Annotated in this window: 23 protein-coding genes; 22 read left to right on the top strand and 1 reads right to left on the bottom strand. The window is 35.3% G+C overall.

The annotated features are described in order from the left end of the window. Positions 1–60: 60 nt before the first annotated feature. Positions 61–1128: a class I SAM-dependent methyltransferase gene (locus tag J2W95_RS00395; protein ID WP_310002778.1), complete on the bottom strand. Its 1068-nt coding sequence runs from the start codon at positions 1126–1128 to the stop codon at positions 61–63. Positions 1129–1331: 203 nt separating this feature from the next. Here J2W95_RS00395 and flxA point away from each other — a divergent pair, with 203 nt between their 5' ends. The 22 genes from flxA (at position 1332) to J2W95_RS00285 (ending at position 24558) form a co-directional block, all read left to right on the top strand. Then, complete coding sequence (gene flxA / locus J2W95_RS00390) at positions 1332–2852, top strand: flexirubin biosynthesis tyrosine ammonia-lyase FlxA (RefSeq protein WP_310002776.1); 1521 nt, start codon at positions 1332–1334, stop codon at positions 2850–2852. Positions 2853–3016: 164 nt separating this feature from the next. Continuing rightward, a complete protein-coding gene (gene flxB, locus J2W95_RS00385; RefSeq protein ID WP_310002774.1) occupies positions 3017–3748 on the top strand; it encodes a flexirubin biosynthesis SDR family reductase FlxB in 732 nt (243 codons plus the stop codon). 16 nt (positions 3749–3764) lie between these two features. Beyond that, entirely contained in the window at positions 3765–5000 is a 1236-nt protein-coding gene (locus tag J2W95_RS00380; protein WP_310002772.1) for a beta-ketoacyl-[acyl-carrier-protein] synthase family protein, read from the top strand. Beyond that, complete coding sequence (locus tag J2W95_RS00375; RefSeq protein ID WP_310002771.1) at positions 4993–5244, top strand: acyl carrier protein; 252 nt, start codon at positions 4993–4995, stop codon at positions 5242–5244. Before J2W95_RS00380 ends, J2W95_RS00375 begins: the two co-directional genes overlap by 8 nt. 3 nt (positions 5245–5247) lie before the next feature. Next, positions 5248–6129, top strand: coding sequence for an LpxL/LpxP family acyltransferase (locus J2W95_RS00370; protein ID WP_310002769.1), 882 nt, complete (start codon positions 5248–5250; stop codon positions 6127–6129). 174 nt (positions 6130–6303) lie between these two features. Further along, positions 6304–6744 (top strand): hotdog family protein, encoded by a 441-nt coding sequence (locus tag J2W95_RS00365; RefSeq protein ID WP_310002767.1) that lies wholly within the window; start codon positions 6304–6306, stop codon positions 6742–6744. A gap of 109 nt (positions 6745–6853) precedes the next feature. Next, complete coding sequence (locus J2W95_RS00360; protein WP_310002765.1) at positions 6854–7303, top strand: acyl-CoA thioesterase; 450 nt, start codon at positions 6854–6856, stop codon at positions 7301–7303. A gap of 1 nt (position 7304) precedes the next feature. Continuing rightward, positions 7305–8432: a beta-ketoacyl-[acyl-carrier-protein] synthase family protein gene (locus tag J2W95_RS00355; RefSeq protein ID WP_310002763.1), complete on the top strand. Its 1128-nt coding sequence runs from the start codon at positions 7305–7307 to the stop codon at positions 8430–8432. Next, the gene (locus J2W95_RS00350) at positions 8432–9049 is read left to right on the top strand and encodes a 3-oxoacyl-ACP synthase (RefSeq protein WP_310002761.1); all 618 of its coding nucleotides are present in this window, start codon (positions 8432–8434) and stop codon (positions 9047–9049) included. The genes J2W95_RS00355 and J2W95_RS00350 overlap by 1 nt, the downstream gene beginning before the upstream one ends. A 2-nt stretch (positions 9050–9051) precedes the next feature. Then, a complete protein-coding gene (locus tag J2W95_RS00345; RefSeq protein ID WP_310002759.1) occupies positions 9052–9309 on the top strand; it encodes a phosphopantetheine-binding protein in 258 nt (85 codons plus the stop codon). Between the two features lie 105 nt (positions 9310–9414). Further along, positions 9415–10617 (top strand): beta-ketoacyl-[acyl-carrier-protein] synthase family protein, encoded by a 1203-nt coding sequence (locus J2W95_RS00340; RefSeq protein ID WP_310002757.1) that lies wholly within the window; start codon positions 9415–9417, stop codon positions 10615–10617. Between the two features lie 9 nt (positions 10618–10626). Beyond that, complete coding sequence (locus tag J2W95_RS00335; RefSeq protein ID WP_310002755.1) at positions 10627–11691, top strand: beta-ketoacyl synthase N-terminal-like domain-containing protein; 1065 nt, start codon at positions 10627–10629, stop codon at positions 11689–11691. Beyond that, a complete protein-coding gene (locus J2W95_RS00330; RefSeq protein ID WP_310002753.1) occupies positions 11688–12452 on the top strand; it encodes a polysaccharide deacetylase family protein in 765 nt (254 codons plus the stop codon). Before J2W95_RS00335 ends, J2W95_RS00330 begins: the two co-directional genes overlap by 4 nt. Further along, positions 12442–13077, top strand: coding sequence for a flexirubin biosynthesis/transport protein LolA2 (gene lolA2 / locus J2W95_RS00325; protein WP_310002751.1), 636 nt, complete (start codon positions 12442–12444; stop codon positions 13075–13077). Before J2W95_RS00330 ends, lolA2 begins: the two co-directional genes overlap by 11 nt. Next, on the top strand, positions 13043–13690 hold the full coding sequence (gene lolB2 / locus J2W95_RS00320; protein ID WP_476400169.1) for a flexirubin biosynthesis protein LolB2: 648 nt from the start codon (positions 13043–13045) through the stop codon (positions 13688–13690). Before lolA2 ends, lolB2 begins: the two co-directional genes overlap by 35 nt. A gap of 2 nt (positions 13691–13692) precedes the next feature. Next, on the top strand, positions 13693–14067 hold the full coding sequence (locus J2W95_RS00315) for an ApeI family dehydratase (RefSeq protein WP_310002746.1): 375 nt from the start codon (positions 13693–13695) through the stop codon (positions 14065–14067). A gap of 5 nt (positions 14068–14072) precedes the next feature. After that, positions 14073–15254 carry a DUF2062 domain-containing protein gene (locus J2W95_RS00310; RefSeq protein WP_310002744.1) on the top strand — a complete coding sequence of 394 codons (1182 nt, stop codon included), beginning with the start codon at positions 14073–14075 and terminating at the stop codon, positions 15252–15254. A gap of 3 nt (positions 15255–15257) precedes the next feature. After that, positions 15258–18947 (top strand): MMPL family transporter, encoded by a 3690-nt coding sequence (locus J2W95_RS00305; RefSeq protein ID WP_310002742.1) that lies wholly within the window; start codon positions 15258–15260, stop codon positions 18945–18947. Between the two features lie 2 nt (positions 18948–18949). After that, positions 18950–20467, top strand: a complete 1518-nt coding sequence (locus J2W95_RS00300; RefSeq protein ID WP_310004250.1) for a phytoene desaturase family protein — start codon at positions 18950–18952, stop codon at positions 20465–20467. An 11-nt stretch (positions 20468–20478) separates the two neighbouring features. Further along, positions 20479–22146: a C45 family autoproteolytic acyltransferase/hydrolase gene (locus J2W95_RS00295; protein WP_310002740.1), complete on the top strand. Its 1668-nt coding sequence runs from the start codon at positions 20479–20481 to the stop codon at positions 22144–22146. After that, positions 22146–23444 carry a flexirubin biosynthesis putative acyl-CoA ligase FlxY gene (flxY, locus tag J2W95_RS00290; RefSeq protein WP_310002738.1) on the top strand — a complete coding sequence of 433 codons (1299 nt, stop codon included), beginning with the start codon at positions 22146–22148 and terminating at the stop codon, positions 23442–23444. Before J2W95_RS00295 ends, flxY begins: the two co-directional genes overlap by 1 nt. Positions 23445–23676: 232 nt before the next feature. After that, positions 23677–24558, top strand: a complete 882-nt coding sequence (locus J2W95_RS00285) for a pirin family protein (RefSeq protein WP_310002736.1) — start codon at positions 23677–23679, stop codon at positions 24556–24558. Positions 24559–24636: the final 78 nt, after the last annotated feature.

Here is a 24636-nt window from a genome sequence, read left to right as displayed (position 1 = left end):
TTTGGCTTATGATATTGGCAAAAATATGCTGAAATAGCATAAAATTAAAGATTGGTCGAGTTATAAAACTCTTTTTTTACATTTAATCAATGAGTGGCTCATCCCAATCATCTCGTGCATTTCATCTACCACAAATCCTGCTTTTTCGATTACTTTCAGAATGTCCTCTGAATGAAACATTTGACTGTTTCCATTGGCTACTGCCGTAAAATATAAAGTAGTGGCGTGCAAACTATAGGTTGAGGCTTGAAATTTTTGCAAATCCCAAAATGTTTCCAAAATATAAAAACTAGCATCGTCTGCCATAGCTTCATAGGCGCGTCTGAAAAGGCTATAAACTTCTTCCAATGAAAAACAATCTATAAACTGACTCATCCAAACGATGTCGAAGCCTTTTGGAAAAGCAATTGAATCGTCCAGTAAATTGGCTCCTATCGTGGAAATTCGATCTTCAAAACCAGCTTCTGCAATGTTTTTTTGCGCCACTTTAACCTGTCCTGGCAAATCCATAATGGTGATTTTTACATTTGGGTCATATTTGGCACACTGCAAAGAAAATTTTCCTGTATTTCCTCCGACATCCAAAAAGGAGTTAGGGTTATTATCGAATAAAATGGGCATAATTTCCGGAAAAGTATAATCGGAATAAAAGTGGTCAAAGCCAAACCAGCTTTTTTTGATTTTTTCCGGCAATTCGGATAATCCGATATAAACTGTATCCCAATTTCCCAGTTCTTTCAGCCCTTCCGGTTTTCCATTTACTATAGATTCTTCTAGATGGTTAATTGCGAGATAATTCACGTCTTGCGTAAAATCCATATTGACGTTAGTCATTTTGTCTCTTAATATGAAATAGCCCGTTTTGGTGAGTATGAATTCATTGTCTTTCAAATAGACCATTTCCAGACTCAAACCGGCTTCGAGCAAAACTTTTACGCCATAGACGGATAAATTCAATTCGGTCGCAATGGTTTCTATACTGGCTTTACCTTTGTTAAACAAGTATTCCAAAATGCCTAGATTTCGGAGTGATTTTGCCGCTTGAAACATAATTGGGGCAAAAGCAATTTTTTGTGCGTCTAAATTCGCTTGAACAACATTTTTTTTGTCAGAACCAAAATCTTTCATTCTTTTTTGTAATTTAAGATGATTTTATAAATGAATGTTATTGTAATAGTTATGCTTGCTTTTTTTGATTTGTAAAACAAAAAAAATATTGGTTTACAAAATTTAGCGATATTGTGCTACATTTGTTTATCCAAATTAAGCACATTAATTCCTAAATAAAAATTAATTTTTAATATATTTAGTTGAAAAATAACACAAACTGAATGAATAGTATAAAAGAATTTTTAAGTCTACAAGACTTTGAATCTGTAATCTTTAATAATGACAAGATAACTATTAGCCAAGTTGTTTTAGATAGAGTAAATGAAAGTTTTGATTTTCTAAAAGAATTCTCAGTTAATAAAATTATTTATGGCGTAAATACGGGATTTGGACCAATGGCTCAATATCGTGTTAAAGATGAAGACCGTATTCAATTGCAATATAATTTGATTCGTAGCCACGCTTCGGGAACAGGAAAACCGCTGAATGCAACCTTTGTCAAAGCGGCGATTCTGGCTAGGCTAAATACACTTTCTTTAGGTAATTCAGGAGTTCATTCTTCAGTAATTAATCTGATGAAGGAACTAATTAACAGAGATATTACCCCTTTAATTTTTGAACACGGAGGAGTGGGAGCTAGCGGCGATTTAGTGCAATTGGCACATTTGGCCTTGGTTCTTATTGGTGAAGGTGAGGTTTTTTACAAAGGAGAAAGAAGACCTACGGAAGAGGTTTTTGCCATAGAAAAATTAGAACCAATTCATGTTGAAATTAGAGAAGGACTCGCTTTGATGAACGGTACTTCTGTTATGACAGGAATTGGAGTTGTCAATGTTCATTATGCCAATAAATTATTGGATTGGTCGATTAAATTTTCGGGTGCCATCAATGAGATTGTTCAGGCTTATGATGACTTTTTTTCGGAAGAACTAAACGATACCAAACGACATAAAGGACAGCGGGAAGTAGCTTCGAGAATGCGAACGAATCTTGCAGACAGCACTTTGATCAGAAAAAGAGCAGACCATTTGTATTCTGGCGAAAATACCGAAGATGTTTTCAAAGAAAAAGTTCAGGAGTATTATTCATTGCGCTGTGTTCCTCAAATTTTAGGCCCTGTATTGGAGACCATAAACAATACGGCTTCTATTTTGGAAGAAGAATTTAACTCGGCAAATGATAATCCAATTATAGACGTAAAGAACCAGCATGTATATCACGGCGGTAATTTTCATGGGGATTATATTTCTCTGGAAATGGATAAATTGAAAATCGTAATTACCAAATTAACGATGCTTGCAGAACGTCAGTTGAATTATTTATTAAATTCAAAAATAAACGAAATCCTTCCTCCATTTGTGAACTTAGGTACTTTGGGTTTCAATTTTGGAATGCAGGGTGTTCAGTTTACGGCGACTTCAACAACTGCCGAAAATCAAATGTTGTCAAATCCGATGTATGTTCACAGTATTCCAAATAATAATGATAATCAGGATATTGTAAGTATGGGAACGAATGCAGCCGTAATTACGTCAAAAGTTATTGAAAATGCTTTTGAAGTATTGGCTATCGAATTAATCACGATCGTTCAGGCGATTGATTGTTTGGAACAAAAAGAGCAAATTTCATCAGTAACCAGAAAGATTTATGATGATATTCGTGTCATTATTCCTAGATTCGAAAAAGATCAGGTAATGTATCCTTTTGTACAAAAAGTGAAAGATTATTTGATTAATAACTAATAATGAAATAGCTTTATATATGGAATCGGCATAGTTCAAAAAGTATAATTTGAAATTATCTAATTCCAATAAAAGTAGTATCAATGAAATAAATTTAGGATAAAGAAAGGTGATTACTCCAGAAAGTAATCTAAAATCTAAAATCTGCAATCTAAAATAAAAATATGAAATGTGCATTGGTAACAGGAGGTTCTAGAGGGATTGGTAACGCTATTTGCGAAAAACTGTCGCAAGACACCAATTATCATATTTTGATTAATTATTACAACAATACCGAAGAAGCCGAAAAAACTTTGGAAAAAGTTATGGAAAATGGGGCAACGGGAGAAATAATAAAATTTGACGTTTCGAATTTTGAAGAAGTGAAGTCAGTATTGACACAATGGCAAGAGGCTAATCCAGATGCAATTGTAGAAGCGATTATTAATAATGCTGGAATTACCAAAGACGGCTTGTTTATGTGGATGAGTCAGGAAGATTGGTCTAGTGTTATCAATACTAGTTTGAACGGTTTTTTTAATGTGACTAATTTTTTTATGCAAAGAATGTTACGCAATAAATATGGCCGAATAGTGAATATCGTTTCGCTTTCGGGTGTAAAAGGAACTCCAGGACAGACTAATTATTCTGCTGCAAAAGGAGCTATGATAGCAGCAACCAAAGCTTTGGCACAAGAAGTCGCAAAAAGAAATATCACCGTGAATGCTGTGGCTCCAGGTTTTATAAGAACAAATATGACGAGCCATCTTGACGAAAAAGAATTGATAAAAATGATTCCAGTGAATCGTTTTGGCGAAGCCGATGAAGTAGCAGATTTGGTTAGCTTTTTAGTTTCCAAGAAATCGAGCTATATCACTGGCGAAGTAATCAATATAAATGGAGGGATTTATTCATAAATAACATAAAGAGAAAATGAATAAAAGAGTTGTCATCACAGGAATGGGAATTTATTCTTGTATAGGAATATCTCTAGACGAAGTTAAAGATTCCTTATATCAAGGTAAATCTGGTATCTCATTCGATCCTGAACGAAAAGAATATGGTTTTCAATCTGCTTTGACAGGTACGGTTCCTAAGCCGGATTTAAAAAACGCACTTACCCGAAGACAAAGAATAAGTCTAGGTGAAGAAACTGAATATGCTTATATGGCAACAGTTGAAGCTTTGAAAAATGCGAATATTGACGATGCCTTCTTTGATGAAAATGAAATTGGAATTATGTACGGAAATGACAGTGCTTCCAAAGCAGTTGTCGAGGCGAATGATATTATTAGGGATAAAAAAGATTCAGCTTTAATTGGTTCAGGAGCTATTTTCAAATCTATGAATTCGACAGTTACAATGAACCTTTCGACTATTTTTAGAATGAGAGGGATTAATTTAACGGTTAGTGCAGCCTGTGCTAGTGGATCTCATTCTATCGGATTGGCTTATTTCTTAATCAAAAGCGGTTTACAGGATATAATTATTTGTGGAGGAGCACAAGAAATTAACAAATATGCTATGAGTAGTTTTGACGGTTTGGGTGTTTTTTCCCCTAGGGAAGATGAACCAACTAAAGCCTCTAGACCTTTTGACGTTAATCGCGATGGTTTGATTCCAAGTGGTGGTGCGGCTACGTTGATTTTGGAATCGTATGAATCAGCAATAAAAAGAGGAGCAACTATTTTGGCAGAAGTTGTGGGTTATGGATTTTCGTCTAATGGTGGTCACATCTCTACTCCAAATGTTGAAGGTCCTGCTACGGCAATGCAAAGAGCGTTGGATGAAGCTGGATTAAAAGCGAGCGATGTGGATTACATAAATGCACACGCAACATCAACTCCTGTGGGTGACGAAAATGAAGCAAGAGCCATTTTTAAAATTTTCGGAGAAAGCTATCCTTATGTGAGTTCGACAAAGTCAATGACCGGGCACGAATGCTGGATGGCAGGAGCAAGCGAGGTGATTTATTCGGTCCTGATGATGCAAAACGATTTCATTGCGCCAAATATTAATTTGGAAACTCCAGATGGTGATGCCGCAAAATTAAATTTGGTGAAAACGACTTTAAATAAAAAAATTGACATATTTTTGTCGAATTCCTTCGGTTTTGGAGGTACGAATTCAGCATTAGTAGTCAAAAAGTATAAAGAAAATAATGAATAAAGAAGCAATCATAGATAAGATAAATGATTTTTTAATTGATGAGTTTGAGGTAGATGGGGATGATATTCAGCCAGATGCAAATTTAAAAATCACTTTGGGATTGGATAGTTTGGACTATGTAGATTTAGTTGTCGCTATTGAATCAAATTTTGGAGTAAAATTAGTTGAAGCTGATTTTGTAGGAATAGACACATTCCAAAACTTTTATGATTTAATCGAAACTAAATTAAAATCAAAAGCCTAATTAATGAGTCAATGGGATGGAAAATCTAAAGGGACTGTTTTAGGATACAAAATTTTTGTTTTTTTTATAAAAAATGTTGGGATTAAATCGGCTTATTTTGCCCTATATTTCGTAGCATCATATTATTTTTTTTTCCTAAAAAAACAGAATGCCTCAATCTTTTATTATTTTAGAAAAAGATTGGGGTATTCCTATTTTAAGTCAAAGAGAATGGTTTTTAAAAGTTATTATACTTTTGGACAGACCATTCTGGATAAAATAGCCATTGGTGCCGGGATGAAAGATAAGTTCACCTATGAGCACGATGGAGGTGAAATCATAATTAGACTTTTAAAAGAAAAAAAGGGAGGAGTGCTCATTAGCGCGCATATTGGGAACTTTGAAATTGCCAAACATTTTTTTAGCGAGGTTGATGTTGATTTTCAAATAAACCTTGTTGCTACTGATTTGGAACATACTGCCATCAAAAAATATCTTGAAAGCGTAACCGAAAAAGCGACCATAAACTTCATATTGATTGGAGACGATTTGTCACATATTTTTGAGATTAATGCGGCTTTAGAAAGAAATGAACTCGTTTGCTTTACAGGAGACAGGTATTTAGAAGGTGTAAAATCGTTAAGTGAGGAATTACTAGGAGAAGAAGCTCTTTTTCCTGCAGGACCGTTTCTTATATCTTCACGTTTGAAAGTTCCGGTTGTTTTTGTTTATGTAATGAAAGAGCCCAATTTGCATTACCATCTTTACACTAGAGAAGCTAAAGTGAAACATCGAGATGAAAAAGGATTGTTGAAAGAATATACCCAAAGCTTAGAAACGATGGTTAGAAAATATCCTTTGCAATGGTTTAATTATTTTGATTTTTGGAATCAAAACAATAACTAATAAAGACTTATTGATTTTTTTAGAGTCATTTTTGATATTCACCTGCTTCACTTTTTATTGATATTGCAATTGAGATTTGTCATTACCAATCTGACTTATCTCATCAATAGTTTATATATTGCGACTTCTAGTTTATCCATCAAATGGATTCTCAAATTATTTAAAGATTCGTTAATGACAAATACAGAAATTAATCCGTTAGGGGAAAAAGATTTTGTTGAGACTCTAATTCCTCAAAGATTCCCATTTGTAATGGTGGACACTTTGTATTCGTATTCTGAAACAGAATTGGTTTCAGGATTTACGATTCCTAATGATGCCATTTTCTTGGAGAATGACTGTTTAACTGAGTCAGGGTTGATTGAGCATATGGCACAAACAGTGGCATTGCATACAGGATATCAGTTTTTTTTAAGGAATATGAAAGCGCCTAAGGGTTATATTGGTTCTGCAAAAGATATTACGATAAACAAACTGCCGAAACTTAACGACGAAGTAATAACGACAATTTATATATTGCAGGAATTTGCAGGAATTACTTTGGTTGACATTGTGACCAAACTCGATGGAGTTGAAATTGCCAAAGGACAAATGAAGACTGTTTTGGCTAAATAACATAAAAAAATATGGGTTCAAGAAAACTTCAAATCAAATTGCATCCACTTTTCAAAAATATTTTTACTATTTTTATTTTCATAGTAACCACAACTTTTAGCATTGCTGTATGAGAAGAAAAAAAGAACTGTATAACGAGGCAATTGCTTTGACCGTTTCCCAAAATATTCGAGTGCGTTTTAATGAAACCGATCCGCTCGGAATTGTTTGGCACGGCTATTATATTACTTATTTTGAAGATGGGCGAGAGGCTTTTGGCCGCCAACACGGGATTTCGTATCTTGATATTTTAGAAACAGGCTTTACAACACCCATTGTAAAATCTACCTGTGAACATAAATTGTCCTTGCGTTACGGTGATGTTGCCCGTATAGAAACTACAATTGTTGATACGCCTGCGGCAAAAATGATTTACAGATACACCATATTTGATGCCAAAAATGAAATTGCTTGTACTGGAGAAACCGTTCAGGTTTTTTTAGATAGCCAAGGAGAATTAATGTTGACGAATCCTCCATTTTATGAAGAATGGAAGCGAAAAGTGGGTTTGATAGAATAGAATGATAAAAGATGTATATATAACCGAAACGAACTGCATTACACCTATTGGGTTTGATGTGTCTGCCAATATAAAAAGCATTGGCAATGAAGTTTCTGGTATTCAATTGCATGATAAGCCAAAGTTGTTGAATATCCCTTTTTATGCTTCCATTATTGATGATGCCCATTTGGATTTGGCTTTCGCCAAAGTGACTTCGGACAAGAACTTTTCCAAATTAGAAAAGATGATGATTTTGGCTTTGGAACCAATAATTAAAAAATCCAAAGTCGTTCAGGATAAACGAACGGGCTTTATTCTTTCAACTACAAAAGGGAATGTTACCGCTTTGGAAAATCAAAATATAGAACCCGCTTATTTGAATCAATTGGCTCAGAAAGTCGCCGACTTCTTTGAATTTAAGGTAGAGCCGATTGTAGTTTCAAATGCTTGTGTTTCTGGGATTGCAGCTGTTTCGGTAGCCAAAAGGTTGATTCAGGCGGATATGTATGACAATGTGTTTATCGTGGCAGGAGATGAAGTTTCAAAGTTTGTTTTGTCTGGATTCAATTCGTTTCAGGCAATGAGTGATTCGCCTTGTAAACCCTATTCTATAAACAGAAACGGAGTAACATTAGGAGAAGCTTCGGCAGCAGTTTTGGTTTCTTCAAATATTGAAAATGCCAAAATAAAAATCATAGGAGACGGTTCCATCAATGACGCCAATCATATTTCAGGGCCATCCCGAACAGGGGAAGGACTTTACAGGAGTATTCAAAGCGCTTTGGCGGAAGCCCAAAATAGTACTCAAATTGATTATATTTCGGCTCACGGGACGGCTACTCCTTTTAATGACGAAATGGAAGCCATAGCTTTGAATAGGTTAGGGCTTGAAAACGTCCCAGTAAATAGTTTTAAAGGATTTTATGGACATACATTGGGCGCTTCGGGATTGTTGGAGACTGTCATTGGAATACAATCTGTACTGGAAAGCAAATTGTTTGTTTCGTTGGGTTTTGATGTTATAGGTGTAAGTCAGCCGATTAATGTCATCAAAAAAAATCAGGATAAAGATATTCTATATTTCCTAAAAACGGCTTCGGGTTTTGGAGGTTCCAATACGGCAGTTGTTTTTGAAAAAGTAAATTAATGGAAGCAAACAAAACGTACATACAATCTTATTGCTCAATTCAGAATAATCAAATTTTGCTGAATGGAGAAATTGTTTTCAGTACGGAACCAACTGTTTTTTCTGATTTTTCGAAGAAAGCATATCAAAATCTTGAAATAAGTTACTCTAAGTTTTTTAAGATGGATAATTTGAGTAAATTGGCTTTTCTAGGAGCAGAATTGCTTTTGAAATCAGAAAGCGATGCCTCAAAAGAAAATAATACGGCTTTGGTGTTTGCTAACAAATCATCGAGTTTGGACACCGATGTGAAATATCAAAATTCAATTGTTGATCCAGAAAACTATTATCCAAGTCCAGCTGTATTTGTTTATACATTGCCGAATATTTGTTTGGGAGAAATTAGTATCAGACATCAATTGAGAAGCGAAAATTCTTTCTTTATATTTGTGGAGTACAACCCCGAATTTATGGAGAAATACAGCAATATTCTATTGGATACCCAAAAAGCGGATAAAGTCCTGTGTGGCTGGGTTGAATATTATAATGAAGATTACAAAGCCTTTCTGTACTTGGTTGATAAGAAAGGCGAATTAATACACAATCAGGAACTATTAATAAAACTATACAATCAATAATTATGGAAGCATTAAAGCAGGAATTAAAAAGTAAAATCATTGAAGTTTTAAACCTTGAAGATATTGCAATAGCAGATATAAACGATGATGATGCCTTGTTTGGTGACGGATTGGGGCTTGACTCCATAGATGCTTTGGAGCTTATTGTGATGTTGGATAAAGATTACGGAATTAAATTGGTTGACCCAAAAGAAGGGAAAATGATTTTTCAGTCCATTGATACTATGGCTGGCTATATTTTCGATAATAGAGTTAAGTAATTAATTTTCGATTTTAGATTTTCAACAGTTTCTAAAAAAGGAAGTGTTAATCTAATAATCCATAAGGTCTGATCACTTAAGTAGTCTAATAATCTAAAATCTAAAATGCATAAAGGCATCGCTATAACGGGAATGGGTATCATTTCTTCGATCGGGAATTCGGTGGAGGAGAATTATGATGCGTTGTTGCTTAGTCAAGCCGGAATTTCTACTATTGAAAATATTGCAACGGTACATGCAGATGTGATTAAGGTTGGAGAAATAAAGAAAACCAATCAAGAGTTAATCGAGGAACTGCAATTAGGGAAAGATAATAATTTTTCCAGAACGGCAATGCTGGGTACGATTGCGGCCAAACAAGCCGTAAAAAATGCTGGCATCACTTCGATTAATGAATACCGAACCGGATTGATTTCGGCAACGAGCGTGGGAGGAATGGATATGACGGAACGCCACTTTCATGACTTTTTTGATAATCCCGAAACCGTAAAATACATCAACAGCCATGATGCCGGTGACAATAGCCACAAAATAGCCAATGAATTAGGACTGAAAGGAATGGTAACCACAATCAGCACCGCTTGTTCTTCTGCTGCAAATGCGATTATGCTGGGAGCTCGATTAATAAAATCGGGCAAACTCGATCGTGTCATTGTGGGAGGAACCGATGCTTTGTCCAAATTTACCATCAATGGTTTTAAAACGCTTATGATCTTGTCTGATGGTTACAATAAACCATTTGATAATGACAGAACTGGATTAAATCTTGGTGAAGCGGCCGCTTATTTGGTTTTGGAATCGGAGGAATTGGTCAAAAAAGAAAACAAAAAAGTGTTTGCACGGGTTTCAGGATATGCAAATACCAACGATGCTTTTCACCAAACAGCCTCTTCCGAAAACGGAGAAGGTGCTTTTCTGGCGATGAAAAAAGCGTTTAAAATAGCCCAACTGCAACCTGAACAAATCGATTATATCAATGTTCACGGGACAGGAACTCCAAATAACGATTTGTCTGAAGGAAGGGCAATAGCCCGTTTGTTTGGCGAAAGCGAAGTGCCTGATTTTAGTTCGACCAAACCTTTTACGGGACATACTTTGGCAGCGGCAGCAGCTATCGAAGCGGTTTTTAGTGTTTTAGCGATTCAGAATAATGTGGTTTTTCCAAACCTGAATTTTGAAACACCTATGGAAGAGTTTAATTTGGTTCCACAAACAACTTTAAAGCATAAAAATATAGAACACGTACTTTCTAATTCCTTTGGATTTGGAGGAAATTGTTCGACTCTTATATTTTCCAAAAGCGAATAAGAACGGCGTATGAAAAAAACATATATCAATGGATTAGGTTGTATTTCGGCGCAAAAAACGTTCGACACTGTTTTTTTGGAAGAAGCAGAATTGAATGTGAATGATACTGTTTTGCCTTTAAAAACACCTGTTTACAAAGATTTTATTTCGCCTGTTGCAATCAGGAGAATGGCAAAAGGAGTTAAAAACGGAATCGTAGCTTCGGCTCTTGCTTTGAGAGAAGCCAAGTTGGAAACCGTTGAAGCCATTATTACAGGAACGGGAATGGGATGTATCGAAGACTCTGAGAAGTTTTTGAAATCAATATTGGATAATGACGAACAATTCCTGACCCCCACTTCGTTCATTCAATCGACGCATAATACCGTTGGCGGGCAAATTGCTTTGGGTATGCACTGCAAAGGGTATAATCTGACGTACGTAAATGGATCGGTTTCTTTTGAATCGGCGCTTTATGATGCCAAAATGATGATTGAAGAAGAGGAAGCTTCAAGTATTTTGGTTGGAGGAATTGATGAAACTGCCGATTCTGCCACGTCATTGTTTCAATTGGCCGGGATTATAAAAGAAGAAAATCAAAGTCCGTATTCGGTTTTGGAATCAACTACAAAAGGTGTTGTTTTGGGAGAAGGCGCCACTTTTTTTGTTTTGGAAAATGAAATAAAAGTGCATACGATTGCAGAAATTTTGGATGTAGCAATCTTCAATAGATTAGACTTAGAGGAAGTAGAAAGCAAAATCATTTCTTTCCTTGCTTCCAATGATTTGGAAATTAACGATATCGATGCTGTTTTGCTGGGTCATAACGGCGATGTGGATTCTGATTTGTATTATAAAAAGCTGACTGATATTACTTTTTCAAACATACCGCAAGTCTATTACAAGCACTTGAGTGGAGAGTATGACACCGCTTCAGCGTTTGGATTATGGGTGGGATCCAAAATTATCCAAACCCAAAATATTCCTGATATTGCAAAAATAAATACATTGGATAAACAAGTTTACAAAACGGTTCTTTTGTACAATCAACGTAACGGAATTGACCATAGTTTCACTTTAATTTCCAAATCTTGAAACATACTTTAACAACCGCTTTTTTTATTTTGGTGGCATTCCTCTTGTGTTTTTTTGGAGTGAAAGAAATCAAATATTTTGTGTTGGTTGGCTTTGTTTGGTCTTTGATCGTGTTTTGGGGATCTGCGTTTATTGGTTCCAATTATCACGTAAAAACGTACTGTGGAAATCCATTGGTAAAGGAAAAAAAAATTGCCCTTACATTTGATGATGGCCCGCACGAAATGACACTTTTGGTTTTGGATGTTTTGAAAAAATACAATGCCAAAGCCACTTTCTTTTGCATTGGCAAAAACATTGAAACGCATCCTGAGATTTTAAAGAAAGTGATTGAGGAAGGACATACTGTTGGGAATCATACCTACAGTCATTCTCGTTTTTTTGATTTTTACCGAAAAAGCGAAGTGATTGCCGAAATCAAACAAACCGATGCCTTGATAGAATCAGTTTTAGGGAAAAAGACAAATTTGTTCCGCCCGCCTTATGGAGTTACGAATCCATCTATTCGAAGAGCATTGGCAGTTACCAAACACAAAACGATTGGATGGAATATTAGATCATTTGATGGGGGAACCAAAAATAAGAAATTTATTTTGAATCGAATTATAAAAAGAATTAAACCTGGAGGAATCGTACTTTTGCACGATACATCAATTCAAACGGTAAGTGTGTTGAAACAATTGCTGTTGTATTTAGGACAAAATAATTACAGCGTGGTTCCGTTAGAAGAACTCCTGAATATAAAAGCTTATGAAGATTAAAATTTACTTAATAACACTTTTTTTAATTGGTTTTCAATTCAAATCATTGGCTCAAGAGCAGAAAATGAGCGAAAGTGAAATTGCCGTATTCAAACAATCCGTTTCGGTGGTTTCCAAGAAAATCAAGACTTTAAACACTGATTTTGTGCAATACAAGCATCTTGATTTTTTGTCAAAAGACATTGAAACTTCAGGGAAAATGGTTTTCAAGGAACCTAATTCGTTGCTTTGGCAGTACAAAAAGCCGTATAATTATTCGATAGTTTTTAAGAACGGAAAAATATTGATTAATGACGAAGGAAAGAAAAGTGCCCACGATACTGGGAACAGTAAATTGTTTGGAAAAATCAATAAATTGATTGTGGGAAGCGTGAGCGGAAATTTATTTGACGATAAGGAATTTGCCATTTCGTATTTTAAAAATAAAGACCAAAATGTGGCAAAGTTTACTCCAAAAGATGTGACTCTCAAAAAATACATCAAGCAAATTGAATTGACTTTTGACAATGATGACGCCACGGTTGTTCAGGTTAAATTATTGGAATCATCTGCAGATTTCACCCGAATTGTATTCAAAAATAAAGTAATCAATGCCAAAGTCGATGAAGCTTTATTTACGAATTAGCATTTTTTTGGTTTTTGTTTTATCTTCTTGTTCGAGCAATAAAGTGGTGCAGGATTATAAAACTATGGCTATGGAAAAAACTACTTTTGAAGTTCCTTATTTTTCCAACCCCGCGATTGATTATGTTTATAAAGCCAATATTACGGTTTATGGCAAAGAATTGACTGGTATTTTCATTGCCAAGAAAATAAATGATAATAAGCACAGAGTGGTGTTTACCACCGAATTTGGAAATAAACTGTTTGATTTTGAGATTTCCGAGACCGATTTTAAAGTCAATTTTATTCTAGAAGAACTTGACAGAAAAATGGTTATGAATACTTTGGTTGCAGATTTTAGATTGCTTTTGCGAAACCATTATACCATCAGTGAGCAATTTGAAAATGCGGAAAATACTGTTTTTCTGGCATTGGATAAAGACAAAATGAACTATCTGTTTGTTTCAAAATCAACCAAAAAATTGAATAAAATTATACATTCGTCTAAACGAAAAGAAATAATAAATCTTCTTTATAGTTCGGAAAACAATATTTTTGCTGAAAAGATTGTGATTCAGCATCAAAACATAAAATTAAAAATAGAGCTGAATTATTTTAATCAGCCAGCCAATTAGCTATGTTATTAAAAGATTTTTATAAAGTAACCTCATTGGAAAACACCGCCGATTCTAAGTATAGTGCAGTGATTTTTATCAATGCAGAACACGATATTTTCAAAGGACATTTTCCTGATAAACCGACAATGCCAGGTGTTTGTATGTTGCAAATCATAAAGGAGCTGACTGAGCAGATTACGGGAAGTTCTTTGTTTTTGCAAACATTGTCCACTGTGAAATTTACGGCATTGATTAACCCATTTGAAACGCCAGAATTACTTTTGGAATTGGACATCACCGCAACAGAAGACAACTTGGTCAAAGTTAAAAATGCGAGTTATTTTGGTGAAACTCTTGCATTGAAATTGAGCAGTGTTTATAGAAAAAAAGAATAGAATAAATGAATGCTATTTCCCCTCAAATGACAGGATTTGAACAACACAAAGTTTGTGTTATTGTACCAACATACAATAATCACAAGACTTTAAAGCGGGTTTTGGATTCGGTTTTGCAATATACGTCCAATGTTATTGTGGTCAATGACGGTTCTACGGACACCACAGCCCAAATTCTTGAAACGTACCCGAATTTGGTACAAATTCACCATTCCAAAAACAGCGGAAAAGGAATGGCGATACGGAACGGTTTCAAAAAAGCATTGGAATTAAACTATAATTATGCCATTACGATAGATTCAGATGGACAGCATTTTGCCTCTGATATTCCTAGTTTTATTGAAACTTTGGAAACAAGTTCTGATGAGTTGTTGATAGGATGCCGAAATATGACGGGGGAGGATATCCCTAAAAAAAGCAGTTTCGGAAATAAATTTTCTAATTTTTGGTTTTGGGTTGAAACTGGGCATAAGCTCGAAGACACCCAATCTGGTTTTAGAATGTATCCTTTGCGAAAAATTCCGAGACGTTATTTTACCAATAAATTTGAGTTTGAAATCGAAGTTATTGTGCGTTCGGCTTGGAAAGGGATACCGGTGAGGAATATTCCGGTTAAGGTTTTGTATGATCCTGAGGAAAGGGTTTCGCATTTTAGGCCTTTCAAAGATTTTACCCGAATCAGTATTCTCAATACCGTTTTGCTTACCAAAGCCCTGATTTACATAAAGCCGAGAGATTTTTTTCGGAAACTAAAAAAAAAAGGACTTAAGAAATTTTTCTTAGAAAACATATTACACAGCAGTGACTCGAATGAACGAAAAGCGTTTTCGATTGCGTTGGGAGTTTTTATCGGAATTTGTCCTTTTTGGGGATTTCAAACCATACTTGTGCTGTTTTTGGCGGTTTTATTGAAGCTGAATAAAGCCATTGCTTTTGCATTTACCAATGTCAGTTTTCCGCCTTTTATTCCTTTTATCATTTATGGGTCGCTAAAAGTGGGGAGTTATTTTATCACTAGCGACAAACCATTGATTCTGAATTCGGATATGACATTTGCCGATATTCAAAAAAATCTGGCACAATATGTTGTGGGAAGTTTTATTTTGGCAACTTTTCTCGCTGTTCTATTTGGTTTTACGAGTTATTTGCTGTTATCTTTAGTAGATAATAATAAAAACAAAAAATAGCCTATGCGTAATTACTTTTACGATTTATATGCCTTTATGACTAGACGGAAATTCCTTTCTGCAGGTATAGTAGTTGCTATGGCTGTGTTTTTGGGATTTTTTGCATCCAAATTAGCTTTTGAGGAAAATATAAATCAGATGATTCCTTCCAATGATAAATCGGGAGTGACTTCAAAAGTATTGGATCAGGTGAATTTCGCCGATAAAATCACGATCATTATTTCGAGTGAAGGCAATGGCTCACCAGATAATTTGACGGAATATGCCAACGTCTTTATCGATAGTTTGGATGCCAATTGCAAACCTTTTGTAGCCAAAGTACAAGGCAAGATTGAAGAAGAGAATATTCAAGAAACTTTTGATTTTGTGTATGATAATCTGCCTCTTTTTTTGGATCAAAAGGATTATGCATTAATTGAAAATAAACTGCAAAAAGACAGCATAGCCAATAGCGTATCCTCCGATTATAAATCCATAATTTCTCCTGCTGGGTTGGTTTCCAAAGATTTTATACTTCGTGATCCTCTTGGGATTTCATTTATTGCCTTGAAAAAATTGCAACAGCTTAGTGTAGGTGATGATTTTGCGATTCAAAACGGATTCATATTGAGCAAAGACAAGAAGAACTTATTGCTTTTTGTGACTCCCAAATTGCAGGCGAATGAAACGGATAAGAACACTATTTTTATCCATAATTTGGAGAAGATCAGAACCAATCTGAATGAGCAGTTCAAAGGTAAAGTGGAGATGACTTATTTTGGTGCGACGCCTGTTGCGGTTGCCAATGCGACCCAAATCAAAGCTGATGTGCAAAACACCTCGATTTTTGCCGGTGTCACATTGATTATAATTCTGGCTTTTTTCTATAGAAATCTGTCAACTCCGATTATTATTTTTATTCCGTCGATATTCGGGGCTCTTTTCGCTTTGGCTGTTTTATATTTCTGGAAAGGCAGTATTTCGGCTATTTCTTTAGGAATCAGTTCTGTTTTATTGGGCGAAACCACAGATTATTCGATATATGTTTTAACTCATTTGAGGGATAATAAAAATGTAAAATTACTCTATAAAGACATTACGAAACCTTTGTTGCTTTGCGGTATTACGACATCAATCACCTTTTTGTGCCTGTTTTTCATTAATTCGCAAGCGTTGCAGGATTTAGGGATTTTTGCTGGTTTGAGCGTGGTTTCGACTTCAGTTTTCTCTTTGGTTTTGATACCGGTTTTATATCGATCAAATTCAAAAGTATTTATTCCAAAGCCTAATTTTATTGACAAGCTTGGTGCTTATTCGTATCATAAAAGTAAATTTTTGGTCATCTCAATGCTCTTGTTGTTGGCAGTTTCTCTTTTTACCTATTCAAAGGTTACTTTCAATAATGATTTGTCTTCCTTAAATTTTATGACTCCCAAATTAAGAATGGCCGAAAAACAATTGGAACATATCGCCAATAGTGATTCGTCAAAATCCATTTATTTGGCTACTTACGGAAAAAGTTATGAGGAAGTTGTGGCCAATAACAATCAACTTTTTGAGACACTGCAAAAGGACAAAAAAGACAAGGAAATTTTGAATTTCAGTTCGATTGGAGGAATTGTTTTTTCTGCCGAAGTTCAAAAACAAAAAATAGCGGAATGGAATTCTTTTTGGAGTTCCCAAAAAAAATCAAATCTGACGCAAGCCTTAATCAGTGAAGGGAATCAATACGGTTTTAAAGCGACTACTTTTGATGGGTTTTATGAATTGTTGAACAAGAACTTTAGCCCGGTAACGATTCAGGAATACCTTACGGTGAAATCCTTTTTCTTGGATGAATTTATTGCTCAAAAAGATGGATTTTATACTATCTCCACTTTGGTAAAAGTGCCAAAAGTAAAAAGAGATGTCTTTGTAAATCAAATAAAAAAACAGCCCAATTTGGTTGTCATTGACAGACAACAAACGAATGAAACTTTTCTTGGAACACTAAAAACAAGTTTTGAAGACCTTGTCAATTATTCTTTTATAGCAGTGTTTTTTGTTCTGTTATTTTCTTTTAAAAAAATAGAATTGGTAATTATAAGCATCATTCCGATAATGATAAGTTGGGTTTTTACGACTGGTCTTATGGGAATGTTCGGATTGCAATTTAATGTGTTTAATATCATTGTCTGTACTTTGATTTTTGGAATAGGAGTGGATTACAGCATCTTTATGACATCGGCTTTGCAAAAAGAATATACGTTTGGGAAAATTGAATTGCCAAGTTATAGAACCTCAATCATATTATCGTTGGCAACCACAATTTTAGGGACTGGAGTTCTTGTTTTTGCAAAACACCCTGCCTTAAAATCCATAGCCTTAATTGCAATTATCGGTATATTTTCAGCACTGCTGATCACCTTTATTTTGCAGCCTTTGGTATTTAATTTTTTTGTTACCAATCGAGTTAAAAAAGGGAAAGCGCCTTATGAAATCAGACGATTATTGCATTCTGTTTTTTCGTTTGCTTATTTTGGTTTGGGGGGATTTGTATTTGGAATTGTCAGTGGGATTTTGATGAAAATTATGCCTTTTTCCAAAAAATCAAAATTGAGAGTCTTTCATTTTATCTTGTCAAAGTTTATGCATTCGGTTTTGGCTAGCCATTTTATGAATAGACGAAAAACAATAAACAAGTCGAATGAAATTTTTGATAAACCTGCTGTAATCATTGCCAATCATAGTTCCTTTTTGGATATTTTAGCTGTAGGATTGCTGAGTCCGAAAATTATTTTCTTGGTTAGCGATTGGGTTTATAATTCTCCCATTTTTGGAAAAGGAGTTCGTTTGGCAGGTTTTTATCCAGTTTCGAGCGGAATGGACAATGGGATAGATCATTTGCGAACCAAAGTGGAGCAAGGATTTTCGATTATGGTTTTCCCCGAAGGAACGCGATCTGAAGACAACACGATAAAGCGTTTCCACAAAGGGGCTTTTTATTTGTCCGAGCAATTACATTTGGACATTATTCCACTTGTTATCCACGGCTATTCTGAGGTTTGTCCAAAAGGGGATTTTATCCTCAATGACGGAATTACCACTGTGGCTATTTTGGATCGAATCTCACCTGATAATTCAGTTTTTGGAAATACCGTGGCAGAACGTACCAAAAAAATAAGCGCTTTTTTTAAATCAGAATACAGAAAAATGCGTTTAGATTTAGAAGGCCCTGATTATTTCAGATCAAAGTTGATGAACAGTTATGCTTTCAAAGAGCCGCAGATTATACAGTCAATAAAAGAAGACCTAAATCAGCATTTGGATTTATATTATAATTTGAATAAATGGATTGACATTAAAGCTAGAATTCTGCATTTCGTGAATGATTATGGACAATTGGATATGCTGATTGCTTTGCAGGAATCGCAGAGGAAAATTGATTCTGTAATAGCTTTGGAAGAAAACAGAGCGGTTGCCCAATCGAATTATATCGTAAAGAAAAGAAAGATTCTGTATTTGAACCCAACAGAACCGATCGTTTCGAAGAATTATGATGTTGTCCTTATTTCTGATGGAAATGCTGTTGTTAGTTTGGAAACAATTTGTAATTTGGCTACAACAGTTATTTTGTTGAAATCCAATGGTCTAAAATCGGTGGTTTTGAATTTAGGATTCGAAGTTTCATTTGAAACAGAAAATTTGATTGTATTAAAAAAGAACGCAGAATGAAAATGAAAAAACACTATGACGTGGTCGTAATAGGAAGCGGTCTTGGCGGACTCGTTTCGGCTGTCATATTGGCCAAGGAAGGATATAGTGTTTGTGTGTTGGAAAAAAATAATCAATACGGAGGAAATCTCCAGACGTTTGTGCGTGACAAAACCATTTTTGATACCGGAATTCATTACATCGGAGGATTGGGTGAAGGCGAGAACCTACATCAATATTTCAAGTATATTGGAATTATGGATGGCTTGAATCTCAAAAAAATGGATGAGGATGGTTATGACATAATTTCATTTGAGGATCATAAACTGGAATTTCCCCACGCTCAGGGATATGATAATTTTAAAAAACGATTGACTCAATTTTTTCCCGAAGAAAGCGAAGCGATTGAAAAATATTGTGAAGCAATCTTAAAGACTTGTGATCGATTTCCACTCTATAATTTACGATTGGAAGGTAAATATGATCAAGATATTTTGGCAATCAACGCAAAAGAATTTATCGATGGATTGACCGAAAATAAAATATTACGTGCTGTTTTTGCCGGGAGCAATTTTTTATATGCTGGAATGGGAGACAAATCCCCTTTTTATGTCCACGCATTGACGGTGAATACGTATATGCAAAGTGCTTGGCGATGCATTAACGGTGGAAGCCAAATAACAAAACAGTTAATTAAAGAACTGAAGAAATACGGAGGTGTTGCTTTTAAATACAAAGAGGTTTTTGAGTTAAGTGTTGAAGATAACGCTGTCGCAAAAGCCACAATGAAAGATGGATTAAGTGTTTCTGCCCAATATTTCATATCCAATATTGAGCCTAAAACCACTTTAAAAATGGCTGGGGAAGATCATTTCAGAAAAGCTTTTGTCAATAGGGTTTCTGGTTTGGAGGGTGGTGTTTCGGCATTTAGTCTGTATATCGTTTTTAAACCGAAGACGTTTAAATATCTGAATCGGAATTATTATCATTTCAAGGATAGTGACTATGTTTGGAATGCTCAGGATTATACCGAGGAAACTTGGCCAAAAGCGTTTCTGGCTTCGGCGAATGCAACGAAAAAGAATGATGGCTGGGCAGAGGGAATGACTTTCATTGCCTATATGAAATTTTCGGATGTGGAGTCTTGGAAGGATACTTTCAACACAATTGCTGAAGAAAATGAAAGAGGCGAAAGTTATGAAGCTTTCAAAGCGCGTAAAACCGAACGTTTTCTGGAAGAGATTGAACTCAAGTTCCCAGGAATTAAAGATTGCATAAGATCTGTGCATGCCTCTACGCCATTGTCATACAGAGATTATATTGGAGGCCATAACGGAAATATGTATGGCTATGAGAAAGATTCCAATAACCCAATGAAAACTTTTATTCCATCCAAAACAAAGTTGGATAATCTTTATTTAACGGGCCAAAGTATTAATATGCACGGGGTTTTGGGGGTAACGATTGGCGCGGTTGTTACCTGCTCGGAGATTGTGGGTAGGGAGTATTTGGTCAACAAAATTATTCATAATAAGGATTGACTTTAAGGTGTATGAAAAAGCAAATTGACCATATTGTTTTCATCGTTTTAGCTTTCGTGGTCGCATCTTGCGGTACTTCAAAATCATTACACCATCAACCAGAAATTTCAAGTTTTAACAACAGTATTCCCGTTGTCACAAAACAATCTAACACCGTTTTTTATACCGGAAATAATTTTTTACTTAAAAACAAACAAAACTTATGGGAACTCTATGTTGAGGGTGATCCATTGGAACGCGGTTTGGCAATGGGTAGTTTGTCGGATTCTTTAATAAAAAAGCAGGAAAACATATTTTTTGACAGGGTTGATGTTTTAGTCCCGTCCAATTTCAAAAGGAAAATATTGATGCACTTTTTGAATTGGTACAATCGAAAATTATATCTGAATATCGATAATGAATATCAAGCCGAAATCTACGGAATTTCGAAATATGCGCCTGAGGATTTAAATCACGTCGCTCCAAATTTTGTGAGGGATATGTATTTGCACGGTGCACACGATATTGGCCACGCCTTTCAGGATTTGGGTATTGTTGGCTGTACTTCTTTTGCAGTTTGGGGAAATAAAACAGAAGACGGAAATTTAATTATCGGTCGAAATTTCGATTTTTATGCCGGAGATGCTTTCGCAAAAGATAAAATAGTAGCCTTTATAAATCCAAAAGAAGGCTATCCGTTTATGATGGTGACTTGGCCTGGGATGGTAGGCGTTTGTTCAGGAATGAATGCCGAAGGTTTGACATTGACGATCAACGCCGGAAAATCCAAAATTCCATTGAGTGCCAAAACGCCAATTTCCATAGTGACAAGGGAAATATTGCAATATGCCAGAACGATTGATGAAGCAATTGCTATAGCCAAAAAGAAAAAAGTATTCGTGTCTGAATCGATTATGGTAGGAAGTGCGAACGACAATAGAGCCGTTTTGATAGAAATTGCTCCTGATAATTTAGGAGTTTTTGAGATTCCGAATGCTAATCAGTTGGTTTGTTCCAATCATTTTCAAAGTGAAGCTTTAAAGGAAAACAAGCGAAATAAAGATCAAATTAAAAACAGTCATTCCCAATATCGTTTTGATCGTATGACCCAATTATTGAATGAAAATCCAAAAATTACGCCTCAAGTTGCTGTTGACATACTTCGAAACAAAGAAGGATTAAATAATCTGCCTTTGGGGTATGGGAACGATAAAGCTTTGAACCACTTGTTGGCACTTCACGGAATTGTGTTCCAACCCTCGAAGCGATTGGTTTGGGTATCGGCGAGTCCGTATCAATTAGGTGAATTTGTTTGTTATGATTTGAATACTATTTTTAAAAACAGAAAAGCAAATGACAGCATTGTTTCGTTGGAAGACGAAAAAAGAAATATTTCAGCAGATCCATTTTTGGAAACAGTTGCCTATCAAAACTATGAGCAATTTCGTGTTGAGGATAAAAAAATAGATTTGTTTTTGGAAAAGAAACAGGATTTGCCTTCCGATTTCATTGGATATTATCAATCTTTGAATCCTGATTATTGGGTTGTTTATTATAAAGCAGGATTGTACTTTTATCAAAATAAAAAATACGGTTTGGCTCAGGAGCAATTTGAAAAAGCATTGACTAAAGAAATCAGTACGCTTCCTAAAAAAGAGGAGATTGCAAATTATTTAAAGAAAATTAAAAGAAAACGATAATGATTCCAAAGATAGAAACAGCCACTACAGCCGAAATAAAATCGTTTCAGGAACAAAAATTGGCAGAACTTTTGCGCTATGTTAACGTCAATTCGCCTTTTTACAGCTCCCTTTTTTCTAAAAACAATATTGATATTTCCAATATAAAAACAATAGAGGATTTAACTCTATTGCCGGTTACAACCAAAGAAGATTTGCAAAAACACAATGATGATTTTTTATGTGTTCCTGCTAATAAAATAATTGATTATGCCACTACATCAGGAACTTTGGGAGATCCGGTCACTTTTGGGTTAACTGATGGCGATTTGGATAGATTGGCTTATAATGAAGCTATTTCGTTTGATTGCGCAGGTATAAAAGAAGGCGATATTGTGCAGTTGATGACGACAATTGACCGTCGTTTTATGGCAGGATTGGCTTATTTTTTGGGACTTCGAAAATTGAAAGTAGGTGTTATTCGCGTTGGCGCCGGAATTCCAGAATTGCAATGGGATTCCATTTTAAAATACAAGCCAACGTATATAATTGCGGTTCCTTCTTTTTTGCTAAAAATGATTGAATATGCCGAAAAGCATAACATTGATTTCAATAATTCTGGTGTGATAGGTGCTATCTGCATAGGAGAATCTCTTAGGAATCAAGATTTCACGATGAATGCACTGTCCAAAAAAATAACGGATAAATGGAAAATTAAGTTGTTCTCCACTTATGCTTCCACCGAAATGAGTACAGCTTTTACCGAATGTGAACACGGAGTAGGGGGGCACCATCATCCCGAATTGATTATTGTGGAAGTATTGGATGAAAATAATAATCCCGTAAAAAATGGTGAGTCTGGGGAATTAACCTTTACTACTTTGGGAATTGAAGCAATGCCTTTGATTCGTTTCAAAACGGGGGATATTGTTCAGTTGCACTCCGATCCGTGCCAATGTGGACGAAATACATTGCGAGTTGGTCCCGTAATTGGAAGAAAACAGCATATGATAAAATACAAAGGAACTACTTTGTACCCACCCGCTATGCACGATGTTTTAAATGATTTTGATGCTATTGAAAGCTACATCATTGAAATAGCTACTAATGATTTGGGAACCGATGAGATTTTGATAAAGATTGCAGTCAATGATCCCACACTAGTTTTTCTGCAGGAATTAAAAGATCATTTTAGAGCTAAATTGCGTGTAACTCCCAAAATTGAATTCACTACGAATGAAGTGCTGAGGCCTTTAATTTTTAATCCGATGAGCAGAAAGCCTATTCATTTTTTTGATAATAGGAAGAGTATTCTTTAACCTATAACCTCAATTTTAATTCTCTCTTTGAATTGTATTAATGATTTTGTTTAAATGGCATTGGAAATAACTAACAGAATTTTATCTCTATTCATTGTATCTGCAGTTTTTCGGTTTTGATAACAAGATTTGTATCTTTATTCCTCATCTGTTTGTTTTTTAAATTAATTTAGAATGCCTTTTGAATGATACTTTTCTGTCTCTTACCATTTTAAATTTTCAAATTATAACTATGTCAAATATTGGATTAATTATAGAAGAAAGAGCTGCCAATATCGGGAATTTTCTTGTGGGCAGGTTGTTGCCCTTTCGTGAAAAGCGTGCCGTTGGGCCTTTTGTATTTTTGGATCATATGGGGCCGGCAAAACTTAAGGATTACCAAAACTTAGATGTACCACCCCATCCTCACATTGGGCTTTCGACACTCACATATTTGTTTGAAGGAGTAATATTGCATCGGGACAGTATTGGAACAGAAATGGAAATTACACCAGGCGCCGTGAATTGGATGACTGCCGGAAAAGGAGTTGTCCATTCGGAGCGAACACCCGAGCGTTTGAGAATTACCGATAAAAGTCTGCACGGTTTGCAAATTTGGGTGGCGTTACCCAAGGTAATGGAAAATATAGAACCTTCTTTCTTTCATATTGAAGCAAAAGATATACCTGAATGGCAACAAGATAATGTTTCGATAAAACTGATTGCTGGTAAAGCTTTTGGAAAAGAATCACCTGTACCTGTTTACAGTCCGTTGTATCTTATAGAAATAAAAAGCACTAGTTCAGCCACGCTGAATATCGGTAAAGAACTATTTGGAGAAAGCGCTATGTATATTTTGGAAGGTGAAATAAAAAATGACGGTAACACCTATACTTCAAAACAAATTTTGGTTGCTAAGGAAAGCAGTCTTTGTCAGTTTCAAATGAGCGAAAACAGTACGGTCTATATTTTTGGTGGAGAACCCTTTCCAGAAGAGCATTTTATCTATTGGAATTTTGTCCATTCTGATAAAGCAGTAATTGAAAAAGCAAAACAGGATTGGATCGATCAAAAGTTTCCGAAAGTTCCCGATGAAACCGAGTTTGTGCCTTTGCCGCAACCTAAATTTGGATAATCTTCTTAGCAAAAAGTAAATATTTAGTATAAAGAATAAGTAGGGAACTAAAAGAATGATGACTAAAGGTTGTAATAT

The sequence above is a fragment of the Flavobacterium granuli genome (assembly GCF_031456055.1).
Lineage (GTDB): Bacteria > Bacteroidota > Bacteroidia > Flavobacteriales > Flavobacteriaceae > Flavobacterium > Flavobacterium granuli_A.
Note: the sequence above shows the minus strand (reverse complement) of the source record. Positions and strands in the feature narration are given on the sequence as shown.